13 protein-coding genes and 1 tRNA gene are annotated in these 18,122 nt (G+C 66.9%); 5 read left to right on the top strand and 9 right to left on the bottom strand.

The features are described 5' to 3' along the window. Positions 1-21 precede the first annotated feature (21 nt). Positions 22-303, top strand: coding sequence for an ETC complex I subunit (locus tag M8312_RS14185; protein WP_250118332.1), 282 nt, complete (start codon positions 22-24; stop codon positions 301-303). 3 nt (positions 304-306) lie between these two features. Here the strand turns inward: M8312_RS14185 and M8312_RS14180 are convergent, their stop codons facing one another. Further along, complete coding sequence (locus M8312_RS14180) at positions 307-1,164, bottom strand: phosphodiesterase (protein WP_250118331.1); 858 nt, start codon at positions 1,162-1,164, stop codon at positions 307-309. A 155-nt stretch (positions 1,165-1,319) separates the two neighbouring features. On the opposite strand from M8312_RS14180, the gene wecB reads away from it, so the two are divergent. Continuing rightward, positions 1,320-2,438, top strand: coding sequence for a non-hydrolyzing UDP-N-acetylglucosamine 2-epimerase (gene wecB, locus M8312_RS14175; RefSeq protein WP_250118330.1), 1,119 nt, complete (start codon positions 1,320-1,322; stop codon positions 2,436-2,438). An 83-nt stretch (positions 2,439-2,521) separates the two neighbouring features. Continuing rightward, positions 2,522-2,597, top strand: a tRNA-Glu gene (locus M8312_RS14170). A 51-nt stretch (positions 2,598-2,648) separates the two neighbouring features. Here M8312_RS14170 and M8312_RS14165 read toward each other — a convergent pair. The 7 genes from M8312_RS14165 to M8312_RS14135 form a co-directional block, all read right to left on the bottom strand. Continuing rightward, a complete protein-coding gene (locus tag M8312_RS14165; protein ID WP_250118329.1) occupies positions 2,649-3,704 on the bottom strand; it encodes a LacI family DNA-binding transcriptional regulator in 1,056 nt (351 codons plus the stop codon). Positions 3,705-3,719: 15 nt separating this feature from the next. After that, positions 3,720-4,598 carry a glycoside hydrolase family 16 protein gene (locus M8312_RS14160; RefSeq protein WP_250118328.1) on the bottom strand — a complete coding sequence of 293 codons (879 nt, stop codon included), beginning with the start codon at positions 4,596-4,598 and terminating at the stop codon, positions 3,720-3,722. Then, entirely contained in the window at positions 4,595-6,100 is a 1,506-nt protein-coding gene (locus M8312_RS14155; protein ID WP_250118327.1) for a tryptophan halogenase family protein, read from the bottom strand. The genes M8312_RS14160 and M8312_RS14155 overlap by 4 nt, the downstream gene beginning before the upstream one ends. Beyond that, entirely contained in the window at positions 6,097-7,128 is a 1,032-nt protein-coding gene (locus M8312_RS14150) for a cupin-like domain-containing protein (RefSeq protein WP_250118326.1), read from the bottom strand. The genes M8312_RS14155 and M8312_RS14150 overlap by 4 nt, the downstream gene beginning before the upstream one ends. After that, complete coding sequence (locus M8312_RS14145) at positions 7,121-7,840, bottom strand: SapC family protein (RefSeq protein ID WP_250118325.1); 720 nt, start codon at positions 7,838-7,840, stop codon at positions 7,121-7,123. Before M8312_RS14145 ends, M8312_RS14150 begins: the two co-directional genes overlap by 8 nt. Continuing rightward, positions 7,837-9,402, bottom strand: a complete 1,566-nt coding sequence (locus tag M8312_RS14140) for a tryptophan halogenase family protein (protein ID WP_250118324.1) — start codon at positions 9,400-9,402, stop codon at positions 7,837-7,839. The genes M8312_RS14145 and M8312_RS14140 overlap by 4 nt, the downstream gene beginning before the upstream one ends. Positions 9,403-9,497: 95 nt before the next feature. Beyond that, the gene (locus tag M8312_RS14135) at positions 9,498-12,524 is read right to left on the bottom strand and encodes a TonB-dependent receptor (RefSeq protein ID WP_250118323.1); all 3,027 of its coding nucleotides are present in this window, start codon (positions 12,522-12,524) and stop codon (positions 9,498-9,500) included. 190 nt (positions 12,525-12,714) lie between these two features. Here M8312_RS14135 and M8312_RS14130 point away from each other — a divergent pair, with 190 nt between their 5' ends. Both M8312_RS14130 and M8312_RS14125 read left to right on the top strand, forming a co-directional pair. Then, positions 12,715-13,917, top strand: coding sequence for an MFS transporter (locus M8312_RS14130; RefSeq protein WP_250118322.1), 1,203 nt, complete (start codon positions 12,715-12,717; stop codon positions 13,915-13,917). Positions 13,918-13,994: 77 nt separating this feature from the next. Beyond that, a complete protein-coding gene (locus M8312_RS14125; protein WP_250118321.1) occupies positions 13,995-16,484 on the top strand; it encodes a glycoside hydrolase family 3 protein in 2,490 nt (829 codons plus the stop codon). 27 nt (positions 16,485-16,511) lie between these two features. Here the strand turns inward: M8312_RS14125 and glpK are convergent, their stop codons facing one another. Continuing rightward, positions 16,512-18,044 (bottom strand): glycerol kinase GlpK, encoded by a 1,533-nt coding sequence (glpK, locus tag M8312_RS14120; RefSeq protein WP_502957430.1) that lies wholly within the window; start codon positions 18,042-18,044, stop codon positions 16,512-16,514. Between the last annotated feature and the right edge of the window lie 78 nt (positions 18,045-18,122).

Genomic DNA, 18,122 nt, shown 5'->3' with positions numbered 1-18,122 from the left:
CTTTCGGCCACCTCCCCGCGCATGACCACCGCACGCATCATTGAGCAGGATCGCAAGACGACCCAGTCGGGCCGGGCCAAGAGCGGCAAGTGGAGCCTGGAATTCGAAAGCGGGCGGGCGCAGGCGCATGACCCGCTGACCGGCTGGGTCGGCGCGGCCGACACGCGGACTCAGGTCCGGCTGGCCTTCGACAGCAAGGAAGCGGCGATCGCCTACTGCGACAAGCATGGCCTGAACTATCATGTGGTGCCCGCGCCGCCGGTAAAGCTCAAGCTTCAGGCATACGCGGACAACTTTCGCTAGGGCTCACCCCGTTCCTCGCTCCTTGAGGAACTCACGCATCATCGGCTGCAGGTTGGAGTTGTAGCTCGCCAGCACATTGCGCGGGCCGGCAATCTCGAAGTGCGTGAGCAAGCGCTCGCCATCCCAGTCGTGGAGCGCAAAGGCGGGCGGGTCGGCGATGATCAGCGCCCGGCCGTCAGGGTGCTTCGGATCGACGTCGTCCATGTCCAGCGCCACCTGCGGTGCGGTGGAGGGCGCGACCACCAGATGCTTGCCCGCGAAGGTGGCGGCAATCGGCCGATGGACGTGGCCGCAGATCATGCCGACGATCTGGTTAGCCGGCTCCACCACGGCGCGCAGCCGCTCGACCCAACCTTCGTGAGGCAGTGCGCTCATCCACGGAATGCCGGTGTCGAGCGGCGGATGATGAAGCACCAGCAGCGTGGGCATGTCTGGCGCCTCGGCCAGCCGCTCGGCCAGCCACTCGGCGCGCGCCTCGCAGAAGGTGCCGCCGTGCCGCCCCTCGTCCAGCGTATCGAGCATGATGATCCGCAGACCATTCTGCTCTGACACATATTGGACGAACCCATCGCCCATCCGCTCGACCATGGGGAATTCGGCGGCAAAGGCGGCGCGGCCGTCGTGATTGCCAACCCCCAGCAGCATCGGCCCTTCCCAGCGGCCAAGCAGCGCATGCACATGGTCATAGGCGTGGGTGTCATCGCCATGCTCGACCAGGTCGCCGCTGACAATCAGCAGGTCGGGCCTTGGCTGAAGCGCGTTCAACTGATCGATGACCAGGTTGAGGCGGCGGACGTTGAGCTCGTACACGTTGCCACGGTCGAAACCGAGGTGGATGTCGGTGACCTGGGCGATCAGCATCGCCCGACCCTCGTCGCAACCCTCATTGGCTCCCCCTCTTCGCCCCTCGCAACGATCTATAATGCGTCTCGGGGCGGATGCCAGCTTGCCTCGCCCGCCAAATCACGCCACACACCCGACTGCCGGATCGAATAGTCTCGTGGAGACATTCTTCCGTGTCGATTCACCATATTGCGCTTGTGCTCGGGACTCGTCCCGAGGCGATCAAGGTCGCGCCGCTTGCGCTCGCACTCGAAGCGCGCGGCTGTCGTCCGCACCTGTTCCTGTCGGGCCAGCATCCAAGGCTCGACCTGGCCGGACTCGGCGTCGGGCATCTGCCGGCCGACCAATTGCGCTGTGTCCCCGACCCGGATCCGTTCGCGTTCGCGCGAACCGTCGCGGTCGCGCTTGCCCCGCGGATCGGCCGGAGCGACCTGGTCATGGTTCAGGGCGATACTTCGTCGGCACTCGGCGGCGCGCTTGCCGCGCACGACGCCGACGTTCCGCTCGCCCATGTCGAGGCGGGCCTGCGCAGCTTTGATCCGGCGCTGCCCTGGCCAGAGGAAGAGAACCGGGTCACCATCGACCGGCTGTCGAGCCTGCTGTTTGCTCCGACAAAGGACAATGCCGAAAATCTCGCGCGCGAACAGTTGGCGGGCGAAGTGCACATCACAGGCAACACGGGGATCGACGCATTGCGGCGGCTCGTTGGATCGCTGCCCAAGCGAACCGGACCACCGGTCGGCGGTCTGCCGCGGCTGCTGGTGACCTGCCATCGGCGCGAGAATTGGGGACTGTCCTTCGTGCCCGTCGCGCTTGCGCTGCTCGCGCTCGCCCGGTCGCCGTGGATTGCGATCGACGTGGTACTTCACCCCAACAAGGCGATGGCCGACACCGTGCGTGAGCTGCTGGCCGGACGACCGCGGATCAACCTGCTGCCACCGCTCGACTATCGCGCGATGGTGATGGCCATGCGCCGCTCCTCCATCATCCTGAGCGACAGCGGTGGCGTCCAGGAAGAAGCGCCGGCACTGGGCGTGCCTCTGTTGATCCTGCGTAGCAAGACCGAACGGCCCGAAGGCATCCGAAGCGGCAACAGCAAGCTGGTCGGGACCGACACCAGGCTGATCATCGAGGAGGTCGAGCGGTTACTGGAGGACAGCGACGCGCATGCGGCGATGGCCTTGCCGGCCTTGCCCTATGGCGATGGCCATGCCGCCGAACGGATCGCCGATGCGAGCCTGGCCTGGCTCGACCGCCGGAAACGTGTGGAGCGGCCAAGGCTGATCGCGTGACACGGATGCGCCTGGCGAGCGGCCGCACAGCCGATTGACGAAGCGCGCCCACGCCGCCATATGCGCGCCTCGCCACGGCATGTGGCCCCTTCGTCTAGCGGTCTAGGACGTCGCCCTCTCACGGCGAAAACACGGGTTCGAGTCCCGTAGGGGTCACCACCTTCTCAGATCAGCGTTCGTCACCCAGAAGCGCTATGGCGTGCTGGCTGATCAGGCTCCTGCAGGCGGCTGCGTGGAGCCGCGGACGACGAGGCCTGCCTCCAGCACATAGGGTGCTTCCGGGTGCAGCGCGTTTCGCTGATCGATGACAATCAGCTCAACGGCCTTGGCCGCGAGTTCGGCGATAGGCTGGTCGATGGCGGTCAGCGGCGGCTGGACGAAGCGCACCAGGGGAGTGTTGTCGAAACTGATCAGCGAGAGCTGGTCGGGAACCGTTATTCCCCGCCGCTTGGCGACGGCCATCGTCGCCAGTGTCATCTGGTCGCTGCTCGCGATGATGGCCGTCGGCTGGTTGGCAAGCGCAAGCAGGGCTTCCGCTGCCCGCTCGCCGGAAGCGTAGCTGAAGTCACCTTCGGCAAGCAGCTCACCGTCGCCAACCCCGGCTTCTGCCATGGCCTTGCGCCACCCCTCGACCCGCCAGCCGCTGAGCGAATACTCCGGCGAGCCGGCGATAAAGGCGATGCGGCGGTGGCCGAGGCCGAGCAGGTGGCGCGTGGCCATGGCGGCCGCGCCTTCCTCGTCCATCAGCAGCGATAGGCCGACGTCGGTCTCCCGCGAACCGATCCTCGCGAAGCTGATCTTCTGCTCGGCCAGCAGGCTGGTGATCAGCGGGTTGTCGCTGTGCGGCGGGGTGAGGATCACCCCGTCTGGCTGAAGCGCCGCGATGGTCGAGCGCAGCTCACGTTCCACATGATCGCTATGGGTGTCGACCAGTTCCAGCATCAGGCGGTAGCCAGCAGCGGCGGCCGTCGTCATGCCGCCCAGCAGCATCTGGTCGACCCAGTCGACGCCCTCGCGGCTGCGCCAGTCGGCGATGGTGCGGTCGCGGTCGTTCAGTGCCAGGATGAGGTAGGAGCGCGATCCGCTCATCCGTTGTGCGGCAATCGAGGGCACGTAATGGAGGCGATCGATCGCCTCCTGCACCCGTTGCTTCATCTCGGGGCGAACCCCGGGCTCGTTATTGATGACTCGGCTGACTGTCTGCAGCGACACCCCCGCGTCGGCCGCCACATGCTTGATCGTTACTGCCTGGCGCCGCCTCCCCATCGCGCGTTACCCGCCTCAGCTCGCCGGACGTTGCCAGACGCGGACCCAGTCGACCTGCATGGTCCTCGGGAAACCGCCGGATACGCCCTTGAGGTTGCGGCCCTCGGGCAGATGTCCGCCGATCGCCAGGTTGAGGATGAGGTGAAAGGGCCGGTCGAACGGCGCGTGGGGCTCACTGGACGCGGGAGTCGACCATTCGCCGAGCGCCCTGTGCGCATAGTGGCGGCCGTCGACGAACCAGTCGATCGTCTGGGGCGTCCAGTCGACACGGTAGGTGTGGAACCCGTCGACCGCGCCGTCGAGCTCGGTGTTGGTCGAGAGATACTTGTTGCCCGGTGGACGGGCGCCGAAGTGGATGGTGCCCAGCACATGGTTCTCGCGACCTCCGCGGCATTCGGCGCATGGGGTGCCGAGGTTGACCGCTTCCATGATGTCGATCTCGCCCGACAGCGGCCAGGGACCGTAATGCCATTCCTCCGGCAGCATCCAGATTGCGGGCCAGCTGCCCTGCCCCAGCGGCAGCCGGGCGCGGACCTCGACCCGGCCGTAGCGCCATGCCGCCTTCCCGCGAGTGACCAGGCGCGCCGAGGTATACTCCTTGGTGGCCAGGCGCGGCGGCGAGCCATCCGACTGGCCAGCCATGCTCGCCCGGCCGGTCGAGCGCTCGCGCCGGGCGGTTATGGTCAGCAGCCCGTTGCGGACCGACGCATTGACGGGGCGAGCGGTGTAGCACTGCCGCTCCTCATTGCCGCCGCCGGCGCAGTCGACATCAAAGTCCCACTTGCTGCGATCCACCGTCGACCCGGCGAATTCATCGAACCAGACCAGCCGGTAGCCGTCGTCGGCGGGAGCGGCCACGGGTGCCGCAGCGGCAAGCAGCAGCGCGGTGATCACGCGGCGTTCGCCTGCGCCGCGCCACAATAATGCGCGACATAGTCGGCGTGGGGCGGGAGCCCCGCCACCGTGCGGGCGACGGTGCCGCCGATGTTGTCGAACAAACCCTGCATCTCGCGGTCCTCGAGCTTGGTTGCGATCGGATGCCAGCTCCTCGGCACGATGCCCTGGCCGAGCATCACCTGCACCCAGCTGTTCTCGGCGAACAATTCCTCATTCTTGCGGAAGACGCGCCCGGTCTCGCGGAACAGCTCCATCTTCTGCTCGAGGCTGTCGGGGATCGGCATCTCCGCACACTGGCGCCAGAAGGCGCTGTCGCGCCGATCGGTGGCCTTGTAATGGAGGATCAGGAAGTCGCGAATCTGCAGCATGTCGGTCATCTGCTGCTCATTGAACTCCGCGACGTCGCGCGGGCTGACCTCACCCATCGGAAGCATCCGCAGGAAACGCAGAACCGCGCGCTGAATAAGGTGAATGCTGGTCGATTCCAGCGGCTCCATGAACCCGCCGGACAGCCCCACGGCGATGCAGTTGCGGTGCCATTGTGCACGGCGGGCGCCGGCCTTGAAGCGAAGCCGGTTGGGCTCCGTCAACCGCGGACCGGTAAGCACGCCTTCGAACCGCTCGAACGCCGCATCGTCGTTGAGGAAGGCGCTGCAATAGACGATTCCGTTGCCCGTCCGGTGCTGCAGCGGGATGCGCCACTGCCACCCGGCGTCGTGGGCCATGGCGCGGGTGAACGGAACCGCCGGCTCGACCGAGCGCGTCTGCGCGGCGATGGCGCGATCGCAGGGCAGCCAGTGTGTCCAGTCCTCGAACCCGACGCCAAGCGCGCCCTCCATCAGCAATGCGCGAAAGCCCGTGCAATCGAGGAACAGGTCGCCGGCGATCCGCTGACCGTCGGCCAGGACCAGCGATGCGATGTCGCCGCTCTCACTATTAAGCTCGACCGTGGCGATCTTGCCCTCGACCCGGCGGCAGCCCTCGGCCTCGGCCATCTTGCGCAGGAAGCGCGCGTAGAGCCCGCTGTCGAGTTGGTAGGCGTAGTTCATCTTGTCGCCCGGGAGATGAGCGAACCGGCCTGCCTCCGCCGCCTTCAGCTCCAGGCAGAAATCGTCGTAGGAGCGATTCAGCCCGCGTGCGCGTCCTTCCAGCCAGAAGTGCTGGAAACCCGCGGACCAGTGGTCGGTCCCGGTCGCGCCGAAGGAATGGAAATAGCCCTCGCCGGGTACCCGCCAATTTTCGAACTGGATGCCCAGCTTGAAGGTCGCCTGCGTGGCCCGCATGAACTCGGCCTCGTCGATGCCGAGCAGGCGATTGAAGGTAGCAAGCGGAGGGATCGTGCTCTCACCCACCCCGATGGTGCCGATCTCCTCGGACTCGACCAGGGTCAGCTCGACCGCATGGCCGAGCGTGCGCGCGATCGCAGCCGCGGCCATCCAGCCGGCGGTCCCGCCGCCCGCGATCACAACCCGCTTCAGTGGCCAGGCCGAGGCACTCATCGCGACAGACTCCGCAGGATGTTGGCGCGGAGACTTCCGGCGGTCTCCGCGGTGAGCGGGGCGAGCACGCCGCGCGCATTCTCGGGGATGTGAGCGGTCACTTCGTCTCCATTCTCGAACACATAATGGTCGAACAGCGCGCGCCAGTGCGCCTTCGCCTCGGGCTTGAGGTCGCGGATCGCAAGCATCGCGTGATGTAGCGCGTCCTGCGGCATGCCGAGGAACGGACGCACCTCGCGCCACCAATAGTTCACCAGGATGTTGAAGGGGCTGAGCGCCTCGACATGGTGCCACCACAAGGACGGAACGAACAGCGCGTCCCCGGGCTCGAGCTCGGCAATCTGCGCGGTGGCAAGCGCTTCCCGGAACCGGGGAAAAGCTTCGAAGTCGGGGCGGGTGAGGTCGACCATGCTGACCGTCCGGCCAGCGGGCGTGTGGTCGATCGGCCCCAGGTAGAGGTTGGCGAACTGGTCGGGCGGGAAAAGGGTGAAGCGGCGCCTGCCCGCCGCGCAAACCGCGAGGTTGTCGGGCACGTCATTGTGGGCGGCGATCCGCGTGGGCGTACCGATCCAGATGCTGGCAAGCGGCTTGCGCTCACCCAGCGGGACGTGATTGGCCTCGTGCAGCCCGTCGAAATAATGCTGCATGTCGATCGAGGCGAGATAGATCGCCGGCCCGCCGGGCTGCCCCTCGGTGGCGTCGATGGCGCCGAACACTTCGGGCAGGCTGCCCTTCAGCGTCCGGAAGTTCATCTCCATCCGGTCGTCGTAGAACAGCCGCTCACCCGCCCCCGGCTGCCCCAGCGAGAAGGTGAACGCCCGTTCGCGGCGGTGGCGGAGGAGATAGGCGCGCGCCTCTCCGCCAGACTGTAGCCCGGCTTTCACCAGGGGCCAGTCGGCGGCAAGCGCGCGGATCACAAAGGGCCGGTCGGCGCCCGCCAGACGCGCATCGAGGTCGGCCGCCGAGCCAACCTCTTCCTCGGCGATGTGCGGGAGGGTGGAAAGATCGAAGGCGGCGGCCTCAGCCATGCCCCATCCGGCGGTTCTTGCGGCTGATCAGCGCCGGAAAATTGGAAAGGGAGGCAAGCGCCATGAAGATCGGCATCAGGTGTCCAGCCGAGTGAAGGTCGCCGAGCGCCGCGGCGTCGAGCGCACGCAACTTGTCCTCGTCGATCAATTGATAGCCGACCATCCGGTGGCTTGCCCCGTCCGCCAATTCGACATCGAGCGAGAAGGGCTCGAGCAGCTCATAGCGCTCCAGCGCGGCGAAGAAGTCGGCCGAGGCGCGATAGCCCTCGTCCAGTTCGCCGAGCTGGTCGGCGATGGTCTCGAGGTACGGGGTTGGCACGCCCGCCTCGTCGAACAGCCGCATGCCTTCGCCGCCCGTCGCAATCCGCGGGTGACCCATGTCGATGTGGACCTGCCCAGGCCCCTCCCCATCCGCCGAACGGCCGATCAGGAACGGCTGGATCGATAGCGCGAGCGGGCGATAGGGCGCATCCCAGCGGCCATCCTCGACGAACAGGTTCTCGCCCTGCTCGAAACCCAGCAGCGCGAGCGCGGAGAGCGTGCCATGCTCCAGGTCCCGGCGGAACAGAATCGGGAACACATTCTGCAGTCGGCGGAACTCGCTTGGCACCGCGAGGCAGCTCATGACGCCGTCACCGAGCGCCGGATCCGCGTCGGCATGGACGCGCAGGTCGCGGTGGGTGGTGCTGTCGAGAAGCTGGTGAGTGGTCATGCGAGGCGAATGTCCTGGGCAGGCGCGGCGGCTGTGCGCAGCGCATCGAGATAGGTGCGGTTGGTGGGCAGCGCGGCGGCAAGCGCCCGGGCACGCTGGCGAACCGCCGGGTCGACCGCCCCGACGGGTTCGCCGGCGGACGCCGTAAGGCCGCCGAGTCCGTAATAAACGTACTGATAGCTGGCGGCCGGAAAGAGCTCGTCGGCGAGCGGGAAGTCGTAGGCCGACGGTGGCTGGTCACGCCAAAGCTGGCGGAGGTCAGCCAGTCGCGGGCTCACCGATGCCGGGTCGCGATGCGCGCGCCAATAGGGCTGGTCACGCTCGCTGAGCAGGTAGTGGAGCTTGAGAAAATCGATAATCCGCTCCCACCGTTCGCGGAACAGGCTGTCGAAGCGGCGGCCGTGGACGGGCAGCGCGTCCCGGTTCGCCGGGAAATTATCGCACAGGTAACGCAGCGACAATTCGATGAGGACGATCGCAGTCGCTTCCAGCGGCTCGATGAAGCCCGCCGACAAGCCGATCGCAACCGTATTACCCACCCAGAAGCGGGAACGGTGGCCGGTCGGGAAAGCAAGCTTTCGCGGCGTCAGCGCGGCGACATCGGCGAATGGCGCGGCTTGCGCGATATAGTCGCGCAGGATCGCCTCCGCCCTTTCATCGTCGAGGAAGCGGGACGAATAGACGCAGCCTATACCTCGGCGCGTCGGCAGGCCGATGTCCCACAACCAGCCGGCTTCATGCGCCGTGCCGATGGTCTGCGAAGCGATCGGCGAGCCTTCGGGAACCGGCACCTGCACTGCCAGCGCCCGATCGTTGAACAGGCTGCCACTCCGGTCTTCCCAGCCGACGCCGTGATGACCGCCGACCAGCAAGGCCGCGTGACCGGTGCAATCGAGGAACAGGTCGCCCTCGATGCGGCCGTGCTGACGGGTCGAAACAGCGGCAATCAGGTCGCCGTCACCGGCTTCGACCGCGTCGACATGGTCCCGAATGTGAATAAGGCCGAGCCGCTCCACCGCATGGCGGGCAAGCAGCGCGGCGAGCCTCGCCGCATCGAGGTGATAGCCGTAGTTCGCGGCTCCCGCATAGTCGGGCATGGAGCGCTGGCGCGGGGCGAGGTCCTGCGCGCACAGCTCCGCCTGGGGCGTCGCCGCATCGGCAAAGGCCAGCGATGCCTCCTCGCCGTTGAGGGCGGCGATCAGCGGGCCGGCATCTCTGGCCGGCGGCGTGAAGGGATGGAGGTAAGTGTCATCTGCCTGCCCGGTCCGCCAGCCATCGAAGCGGGAGCCCTGCTTGAACGACGCATCGCACGCGGTGAGGAACTCGACCTCACCGATGCCGATGCTGGCGAGTGTCGCGCGCATGGTCGGCCAGGTGCCTTCGCCGACGCCGATGGTCGCGATGTCCGGGGATTCGATCAGGGTGATAGTTTTGGCGCGCGCGCTTCCGGCGGGAAAGCGCGCCGCAAGGACGGCAGCCGCCAGCCAGCCAGCCGTACCGCCGCCGACGATCGTGATCCGATCGAGCGGGGCCGTGGTCGAGGACTGGTCCTGCCTGTTCATCCGTGTCGTCCACACCCGCCTGGTAGACGCGGCGAGAGCCGCCCCGCGCTGACGGGACGACTCTCGGTTACGCACACTGGGGAAGCAAGCCCCAGCTAGAAGCTGAACCGGATTCCGGCGGCGTAGCGGGCATAGCCCGGCGCCGCAAAGTAGACGGTCTGGTTGTTGCGCATGTGTCCGCGGCGATCGGCATTGGTGATGTTGATGCCTTCGACAAAGGCGGTCAGGCCCTTGCGGAACTCATAGCTCGCGCTGGCGTCGAACTGGCCATAGGGTTCCACGTAGAACGGATCGAGCCCGTAGCCGGACAGGAAGCCGTCGCGCCAGTTGTAGGCGACACGCGCCTGCAACCCGCCCTTGTCGTAGAACAGCACCGCATTGGCGCTGTTGCTGACGCCGGTAATCGCGAACTGCGTCGCGGTGTAGCGGAGCGTGTTGTTGTACTTCGTGTCGCTCTTCACGATCGTGTAGTTGAGGATGGCGCCGAAGCCGGTGTTCCAGAAGCTGTGCTGGAGCGCGAATTCGAAGCCATGGATGTGGCCGACCTGGTCACTGTTGCCCGGCTGGCCGACGGTGAAGATCAGCGCCGGATCCCCAGGACGCCCAGCGATACCCACCGGAACACCATTGGCGTCACGAACGATCGCCGTCGGATTGTTGGCCAGCACGTAGTTCAGGATGCTGGCGTTCGCTGCGCCTCCCGGCACGTAGGCGAAGGACGCGCTCGGCCCGAGCGCGGACTGCGCGGCAAGGAAGGCTGCGCCCTGGCCAGGATTGACCAGCCCGAACTGCGGACCCTGGGTGGTAGTGGTCCCGATGAAGTTGCTGACGGTCTTGTGGAAGAAGCCGACCGACGCATAGCTCACAGGATTGTAATACCACTCGGCCGACAGATCGATGTTCTTCGACTTGTACGGCAGCAGGCCCGGATTGCCGCTCGAGCCCGTGCTTCCGCCACCCGGACGCGCCGGCGAGTTGACGGTCAGGCCGCCTTGCAGGCTGGCGTAATCGGGGCGGGTGATGGTGTGGCTGTAGGCGGCGCGCAGCTTGACGTCGCGAATGGGCGACATGTCGAAGTCGATGGCGGGCAACCAGTTATGGTACTCGCCCTTGAGCGTCGTGAAGTCGCTCGCGCCGACCGGCTGCACGATCGAGATCTCGTTGAACGATACCAGCGTCGTTCCGGTCGGCACCGGCACCAGCGCGGAGCTGGTGATCTTGGTCCGCTCGTATCGCAGGCCGAGCCGCAGATGCGCTTCATAGTCGAACAGATTGAAGGCATGCGTTGACTGGATGTACGGCGCGATCGACTTCTCGTTGATCCGGCGATCGACCTGGTACTGCGCCAGGCAGGAGCCAGGGACAACCGACGCCGCGCAGACGTTGAGGCTGGTCTGCAGCAGGTTGATCAGGCCCGGCGTATTCACCTGGAAGTAGTTGGGAATGATCGCGCTGTTGTTCGAACCTTCCATTCCCGACAGGCGGTCGGGCAGGTTGGTCAGCGTGAACAGGTCATCGGGGGTCTGCGCCGCGCTGAGCGTGCCGCCCCAGGTGTCGTTCTGGATGAAGCCATAGGCCGAGCGGACCTTGTTGTCGGTATAGGTCGCGCCGAAGTCGATGCTCTTGATCAGATCCGTGTCGAAGTCATAGCCCGCGCGGAGCGTCGCCTCGTTGATCCGGTCCTTCATGAAGGCGTTACGGAAGGCGTTGCCGGCCGGACGGATGTTCGACGCTTGGATTTCGGAACCCGGATACATCGAGACCGAGATCACGGGCATGTCGTGGGTGTAGTCGACCCGCTGCGACTGCACTCCGAAGATGGCGCTGCCGACCGCGATGTTGCTGCCATAAGGCGAGGTCGGCTTGCTGGTCGCCGTTGAATGATGCGCGTCGAGCTCGATCCGAGCGCCGCCGAGGCCCTTCCAGGCGAGATTGCCGCCGATTGAGCGATTGATCGAGCGATTGGCCGCGACCGCGCCGGTGATCGCCAGATCCTTACCCTCGCCCTGCGTAAAGGCTTCGGCGTAGAAGTTCGGCCCGGCCGCCGGACCGTTGGTCCAGCTGCTGCTCGTGTTGTTGTGGTTGAACCAGACACCGATGCTGCTGGTGCGCGCGTCGATCGTGTTCTGCGAGAAGGTGTAGTCGACCGTCGCCGTCAGATTGTCGACCGGACGCGCCTGCAAGACCAACTGGCCGTTGATGCGCTTGCGATCGACGTCCGTGAAATCATAGCCGGCGTTCTGCGTGACCTGGTAGATGTCGGTCGGCCCGGGCCGGTTCTGGATGTTGGCGTAACGCGGGTCGCCCGGGAAGGCGAGCGAGCCCCAGTTGTTTTCCGATCCGAGATAACCTTCGCGCCAGCCGGCATTGAACTGCGCCTGGCTCGACTTGCGGCGCTGGTACGAGCCGGTGAGCAGGATGCCGATGCGGTTGTCGGCGAAGGTATCGCTGACGATGCCCGACAGTTCGGGTGACAGCTTGCTGCCGCTGAACCGCGACGTGTCATAGACGGCCTTGAAGCCGAAGCTGCCGCGCAGGCCCGGCCGGTCGAGCGGTCGCGGCGTGCGGATGTTGATGGTCGAGCCGATGCCGCCCGTGGGGAGCGTCGCCCGGCCCGACTTGTAGACCTCGACCGCGGCAATGCCTTCGGACGCGAGATTGGCGAAATCGAAGCTGCGCGAGGCGGGCGCACTGCAGCAGTCACCGAGCCCCGAGGCGGGCATCTGGCGGCCATTGAGCAGGACGAGGTTGAAGTCGGGACCGAAGCCGCGAACGGTGACCTTGGAACCTTCCCCGTTGGTACGGTCGATGGACACGCCGGTGATGCGCTGCAGCGACTCGGCAAGGTTGGTGTCGGGGAACTTGCCGATGTCCTCGGCCGAGATGGCGTCGACCACGCCTTGCGAGTCGCGCTTGATGTTGCGCGAGGAGCGAAGGCTGGCGCGGATGCCGGTCACCGTGATGTCCTGCCCGGTGGTGTCGGGCAGCGCCGCGCCCGGAGCAACCGAGCCAACCTGCGGACTGGCCTGGACCTGGGCCTGCGCCTGCTGAGGCGCGGCAAGCGCGGCGAACGAGCCGCCGGTCAACAGGATTGCCACAAAATGCTCGCGACGGTTCGTCATGAATCCCCCTTCAATGAGCGAGCCGCGACGACGCAGCTTCCTCCCACTCTTTCGCAAAAATTGAATGTGAACGTTCACTTTGTCAAGTTACTGAAACAGGCAGGGCATTACGTCGGGGCCCTGTGTCCCGGGCGCCACGGCGCCGCTCGTCATTTGGCCGCAAGCTGCTAGGCCGCACTTAAGAGGAAGCGTGATCGAGCCATTCTCCAGCCAACAGCGCCGCCAGCCGCGCAGCTTTCTGGCCGCTTACGCCCTCGCCTGGGCCGGCGGCTTGATCGCCTACACACCGTTCCTGACCGTGCTCCTGCCGATCCGCTTCAGCGTGCTGGCGGGCGGTGGCGACGTGGCGTGGCTCGCCTTATGCGCCACCATCGGTGCGATTGCCGCGGGTCTCTCCAACATCGTCTGGGGTTGGGCGAGCGACCGCTGGCCGGCCGGGCCGAACAGGGCGCGCCTGCGCTGGACGATGGCGGGACTGGCGGCGACGGCGGGCGGCATGGCGGCGATCGTCGCGGCGCGGCATCCGGCCACCCTGCTGATGGCGGTGGCCTGCTGGCAGGTCGGGCTCAACCTCCTGCTCGCCCCCCTGTCGGCCTATGCGGCCGACAGTGTCGGTGACGAGCAGAAGGGCGTCCTCGGCGGCTTCCTTTCCTTCGCCCCGGCGCTCTCGGCCGTGTCGGTGATCGGAGTGGCAGCGGTCGGCGGTGGCTTCGAGCGGCAGATGGGGCTGATCTTCCTGATCGTAGCGGGGATGATGCTGCCGCTGCTACTCCGCGGCCACGCACGAGCCTTCGGCCAGGCCGAGGCAACTCCCGATCGCCATGATCGTGCGCTCGACCGCCGCATCTTGTGGCGGCTGTGGCTGTCGCGGCTGTTCGTCCAGGTCGCCGAAGGCCTGCTGTTCCTGTTCATCTATTACTTCCTGCGGAGCGTCTCGGGAGGCGCGCTGTCGCTTGGGGAATATGCGTGGACCAACGCCATCGTGCAGATCCTCGCGATCCCGGTGGCGCTGGCGATGGGCCGATTGTCCGACCGTTATCAGCGCCGCAAGGCACCGTTGCTGGCGATGATCGGGTTGATCATGATCGGTCTCGCCGGAATGGCGCTAGCGCACTCCTGGCTGCTGGTCGTGTGCTGCTACGGCATCTTCCTGAGCGGGTCGAACAGCTTCCTTGCGCTGCATTCGGCATTCGCCATGCAGCAGCTTCCCGACCGCCGGCATTTCGGCCGCGACCTTGGCCTGTTCAACCTCACCAACACCCTTCCCTCGCTCATCTCGCCCCTGCTTGCAGCGGTGGTGATCGGGCAGCTCGGTTACCAGAGCCTGCTGATGATCCTTGCCGCGCTCATGCTCGTTCCGGCCCTGCTGCTCAGCCGGCTGGCGATCCGCTGAGCCTCAAACCCGCTTGCCAACGAAGAAGCGGCAAGCGTATTTGATAACGTTCACAAAAGTAGTTGGGGGAGCAGGTGATGGGCGTTTCGATCGGGAATGGGCGCTTGCTGGCGACCTCGAGCGCGGCGCTCCTGCTGGCCGGAACCGCCGCCATCGCCACCGCGCCGCCGGTCGCGCGGTCGCCGGTCGCTCACCCCAATCTGTGGCCCCGCGCGCACAGTCCGGCGGCGATCACCGACGCCGCGACCGAGCGCCGTATCACCCGCATGATCGCGGGGATGACGCTCGAGCAGAAGGTCGGCCAGACCATCCAGGCCGACATCAGCTCGATCAAGCCGGAGGACCTCGACGTCTATCCGCTCGGCTCGATCCTCGCCGGCGGCAATAGCGGCCCGTTCGGTGACGAGCGCTCCAGCAGCAGCCGCTGGGCCGAACTGGTGCGCCAATATCGCGCGCACTCCAAGGCATCGGGCGGCATTGCGGTCCTATTCGGGGTGGACGCGGTGCACGGCCATTCGAACCTGCCCGGCGCGACCATCTTTCCGCATAACGTGGGGCTCGGCGCGACCCGTGATCCCGCGCTAATCCGCGCGATTGGCGCGGCCACTGCCGACGAAGTCACGGCCAGCGGCATCGAATGGACTTTCGCGCCCACCATCGCCGCGCCGCAGGACGTGCGCTGGGGCCGCAGCTATGAGGGATATTCGTCCGACGACCAGCTGGTCGCGACGCTCGGCCGGGCAATGGTCCTTGGCCTGCAGGGAGCGTTGGTCGCCGGTCGGCCCGTCGCCGCGGACAAGGTCGCCGCGACGCCCAAGCATTTCCTGGCGGACGGCGGGACATTCAACGGCAAGGATCAGGGCGATGCCCGCATCAGCGAACGCGAGCTGATCGCCAGGCACGCCCAAGGCTATCCGCCCGCCATCGACGCCGGGGCGCTGACGGTGATGGTGTCCTTCTCGAGCTGGAACGGCGCCAAGCACCACGGCAACCGCTCCCTCATCACGGACGTGCTCAAGGGCCGGATGGGCTTCCAAGGGCTGACCGTCGGCGACTGGAACGCGCACGGCCAGGTCGATGGCTGCACTACAACCCACTGCCCCGCGACCTACAATGCCGGGCTCGACCTGTTCATGGCGCCCGACAGCTGGAAGGGGCTTTACCAGAACACGCTGGCTGACGTGCGCGAGGGCCGAATCCCCATGGCGCGGATCGACGATGCCGTGCGACGGGTGCTGCGGGTGAAGGCCAAGCTCGGGCTGCTCGACGGCCGGTCGGTACGTGACGACCCATCGCGGATCGGTACCGACGCGCATCGCGCCCTCGCTCGCCGTGCGGTCGCCGAGAGCTTGGTGCTACTCAAGAACGAAGGCTCGGTGCTGCCGATCCGGCCAGGCGCGCGGATCCTCGTCGCCGGGGCAGGCGCCGACAACATGGCCAGGCAGGCCGGCGGCTGGACCATCACCTGGCAGGGCACGGACACCAGCAAGCGCGACTTTCCCAAGGCCCAGACGATCTACGACGGCATCGCGGAGGCTGCACGCGCCAGCGGCAGCAGCGCCACGCTGTCGGTCGATGGCAGCTTCAGCGAGCGTCCGGACGTCGCGATCGTCGTGTTCGGCGAGGAGCCCTACGCCGAATTCCAGGGCGATGTTCCGACGCTCGCCTATCAACCCCAGGCGCAGACCGACCTTGCACTGCTCCGCAAGCTCAAGAGCGCCGGGGTCAAGGTGGTCTCGGTGTTCCTGTCCGGCCGGCCGATGTTCGTCTCGCCGGAAATCAATGCTTCGGACGCATTCGTGGCGGCCTGGCTGCCCGGAACCGAGGGCGGCGGCGTGGCCGACGTGCTGATCGCCGGTCGCGACGGCCGCCCGCGCCGCGACTTCACCGGCAAGCTCGCCTTCGCCTGGCCGCGCGACGCCCGCTCGCCGGTGGTGCGGCCGCTGTTCCCGCTCGGCTATGGCCAGAGCTATGCCCACCCCGTGCACATCCCGACGCTGAGCGAAGCGCCCGGCGTCGACATCAAGGCCGCGCTCAATCTCGATCGCTATTTCGAGAACGGCCGGGCGCTCGCGCCCTGGACCATGACGCTTGTCGATGATGGCGGTGCCCGGCCGGTTGGCGCTGGCCCGGTGAGCAGCCCGACGGGCGCAGTGAGCGCGCGTCCGGTCGACCTCGCCGCCCAGGAAGACAGCCGGCAGGTGCGCTGGGTCAACAGCGGCAGCCTGTCGATCGACGGACCTAAGGCCGACCTCTCCCGCGAGCTTGGCGAAGGGTTCGCGGTGATCATCGAAGGGCGCGTCGACCAGCCCGCGACCGGCCCGGTCACCCTGTCGTTCGCCGGCGTGGCCAAGGATGTCGCCCCCGCATTCGCCCGGGCCGGCGCGCTGCGGCTCGCCATTCCGCTCCACTGCTTCACTTCCGACCAGGCCCGGCTGATGGCCGTCGACAGTCCGGTGCGGATCAAGGCCGCCGCTCCACTAACGGCGACCATCAAGCGGATCGGTCTGGCGGCGGTCGCGGACCAGACCTGCCCGCTCACCCCATCGCCGCAACCCGCTCGCTGACGGCCTCAGCGCGCAAGAAGGAAAGCCCTACGCCGGCTGAGCGCTCGCGCTGATCGTTCGCCGAAGCGCGTCGGCCCAGCCCGCAACCAGGCTCTCGCGCCGCTGAACGGGCATCGCCGGCTCGAAGCATGCCTGCCGCTTCCACAGGGCCGAAAGCTCGTCGAGGTCGGTCCACAGGCCGATGCCAAGCCCGGCGTGAAAGGCCGCCCCGCGTGCCGTGGTTTCGAGGTCGTCGGGCCGCTCGACCGGAGCGTCGATGAGGTCTGCGATGAACTGGCACAGCCAGTCGTTCGCCGCCATTCCCCCGTCAACGCGAAGCTTGGCCGGTGCCGCCGCCCCGTCCTTCATCATGGCGGTCAGCAGGTCCAGCGTCTGGAAGCCGACCGCTTCCAGCGCCGCCCTGGCCAGGTGCGCCTGGGTCGCGCCTAGCGTCAGCCCGAAGATCGCGCCGCGCGCTTCCGGGTCCCAATGCGGAGCGCCCAGGCCGACAAAGGCCGGCACCATGTAGACGCCGTGATTGTCGGCGACCCGCGTCGCCATGTCGTTGGTCTGGCTGGCGTGCGTGATGACTCCGATGCCGTCGCGCAGCCACTTGATCGCCGCGCCCGCGACGAAGATCGACCCTTCCAGCGCGAACGTCGTCCGGCCACCCAGCCGGTAGGCTGGCGTGGTGAGCAGACGATGCTGCGAACGCAACGCCGCCTCTCCCGTATTGAGGAGCATGAAGCAGCCGGTGCCATAGGTCGCCTTGGCCATTCCGCTCGCGAAGCAGGCCTGTCCGAACAGCGCCGCCTGCTGGTCCCCGGCAATGCCGGAGATCGGGATGGCCTTGCCGAACAGGGCGGGATCGGTGGTGCCGTAATGATGCGCGTTGTCGTGAACCTCGGGCAGCAGCGCCATCGGGACCGAGAACGCGCGGCACAGCTCCTCGTCCCAGCGGCCCTCGCGGATGTTCCACAGGGACGTGCGCGAAGCATTGGTGACGTCGGTCGCATGGACCCGTCCACCGGTCAGCCGCCACAACAGGAAGCTGTCCACCGTGCCGAACGCCAACTCCCCGCGCTCCGCCCGCGCCCGCGCGCCGCCGACATGATCGAGGATCCAGGCGATCTTGGTCGCGGAGAAATAGGGGTCGATCAGCAGCCCCGCGCGCTCCCGGACCTCCTCCTCGAACCCGTCCGCCTTCAGCTGCTGGCAGAGATCCGCGGTGCGCCGGTCCTGCCACACAATCGCGCGATGAATGGGCGCGCCCGTCGCACGATCCCAGATGATGGTGGTCTCGCGCTGGTTGGTGATGCCGATGGCGGCGACGCTCTCCACCCCTTCCCCACTGCCCGCGATCGCATCCCGGGCGGTGGTCACCACGTCGCGCCAGATGTCTTCGGCGTCATGCTCGACCCAGCCGGAGGCCGGATAATGCTGGGGAAACTCGCGCTGCGCATCGCCAAGCCGGCGCGCGGTCCGGTCGAACAGGATCGCGCGGGTCGAAGTGGTGCCCTGGTCGATGGCGAGAATGGTCGGTGCGCTCACACGGCATCTTTCGTCATGTTCGTTTTGCATCGTTGAACGTTTTCATTCGCGGGTCAACGCTTTCGTTTTTGCGTCAGAGCCGCTAAGGACAGCACCACGCAAGGACAG

Source organism: Sphingomonas sp. KRR8, from assembly GCF_023559245.1.
GTDB lineage: Bacteria > Pseudomonadota > Alphaproteobacteria > Sphingomonadales > Sphingomonadaceae > Sphingomicrobium.
The sequence above is the reverse complement of the archived record's forward strand: the minus strand, read 5'-3'. Positions and strand labels throughout refer to the sequence as shown.

Bases quoted from the DNA above. Each gene is read 5' to 3' on its own strand.
- M8312_RS14135 (WP_250118323.1), bottom strand. From the start codon at position 12,524: ATGACGAACCGTCGCGAGCATTTTGTGGCAATCCTGTTGACCGGCGGC.
- M8312_RS14140 (WP_250118324.1), bottom strand. From the start codon at position 9,402: ATGAACAGGCAGGACCAGTCCTCGACCACGGCCCCGCTCGATCGGATC.
- M8312_RS14185 (WP_250118332.1), top strand. From the start codon at position 22: ATGACCACCGCACGCATCATTGAGCAGGATCGCAAGACGACCCAGTCG.
- M8312_RS14145 (WP_250118325.1), bottom strand. From the start codon at position 7,840: ATGACCACTCACCAGCTTCTCGACAGCACCACCCACCGCGACCTGCGC.
- M8312_RS14125 (WP_250118321.1), top strand. From the start codon at position 13,995: ATGGGCGTTTCGATCGGGAATGGGCGCTTGCTGGCGACCTCGAGCGCG.
- glpK (WP_502957430.1), bottom strand. From the start codon at position 18,044: ATGCAAAACGAACATGACGAAAGATGCCGTGTGAGCGCACCGACCATT.
- M8312_RS14150 (WP_250118326.1), bottom strand. From the start codon at position 7,128: ATGGCTGAGGCCGCCGCCTTCGATCTTTCCACCCTCCCGCACATCGCC.
- M8312_RS14165 (WP_250118329.1), bottom strand. From the start codon at position 3,704: ATGGGGAGGCGGCGCCAGGCAGTAACGATCAAGCATGTGGCGGCCGAC.
- M8312_RS14180 (WP_250118331.1), bottom strand. From the start codon at position 1,164: ATGCTGATCGCCCAGGTCACCGACATCCACCTCGGTTTCGACCGTGGC.
- M8312_RS14155 (WP_250118327.1), bottom strand. From the start codon at position 6,100: ATGAGTGCCTCGGCCTGGCCACTGAAGCGGGTTGTGATCGCGGGCGGC.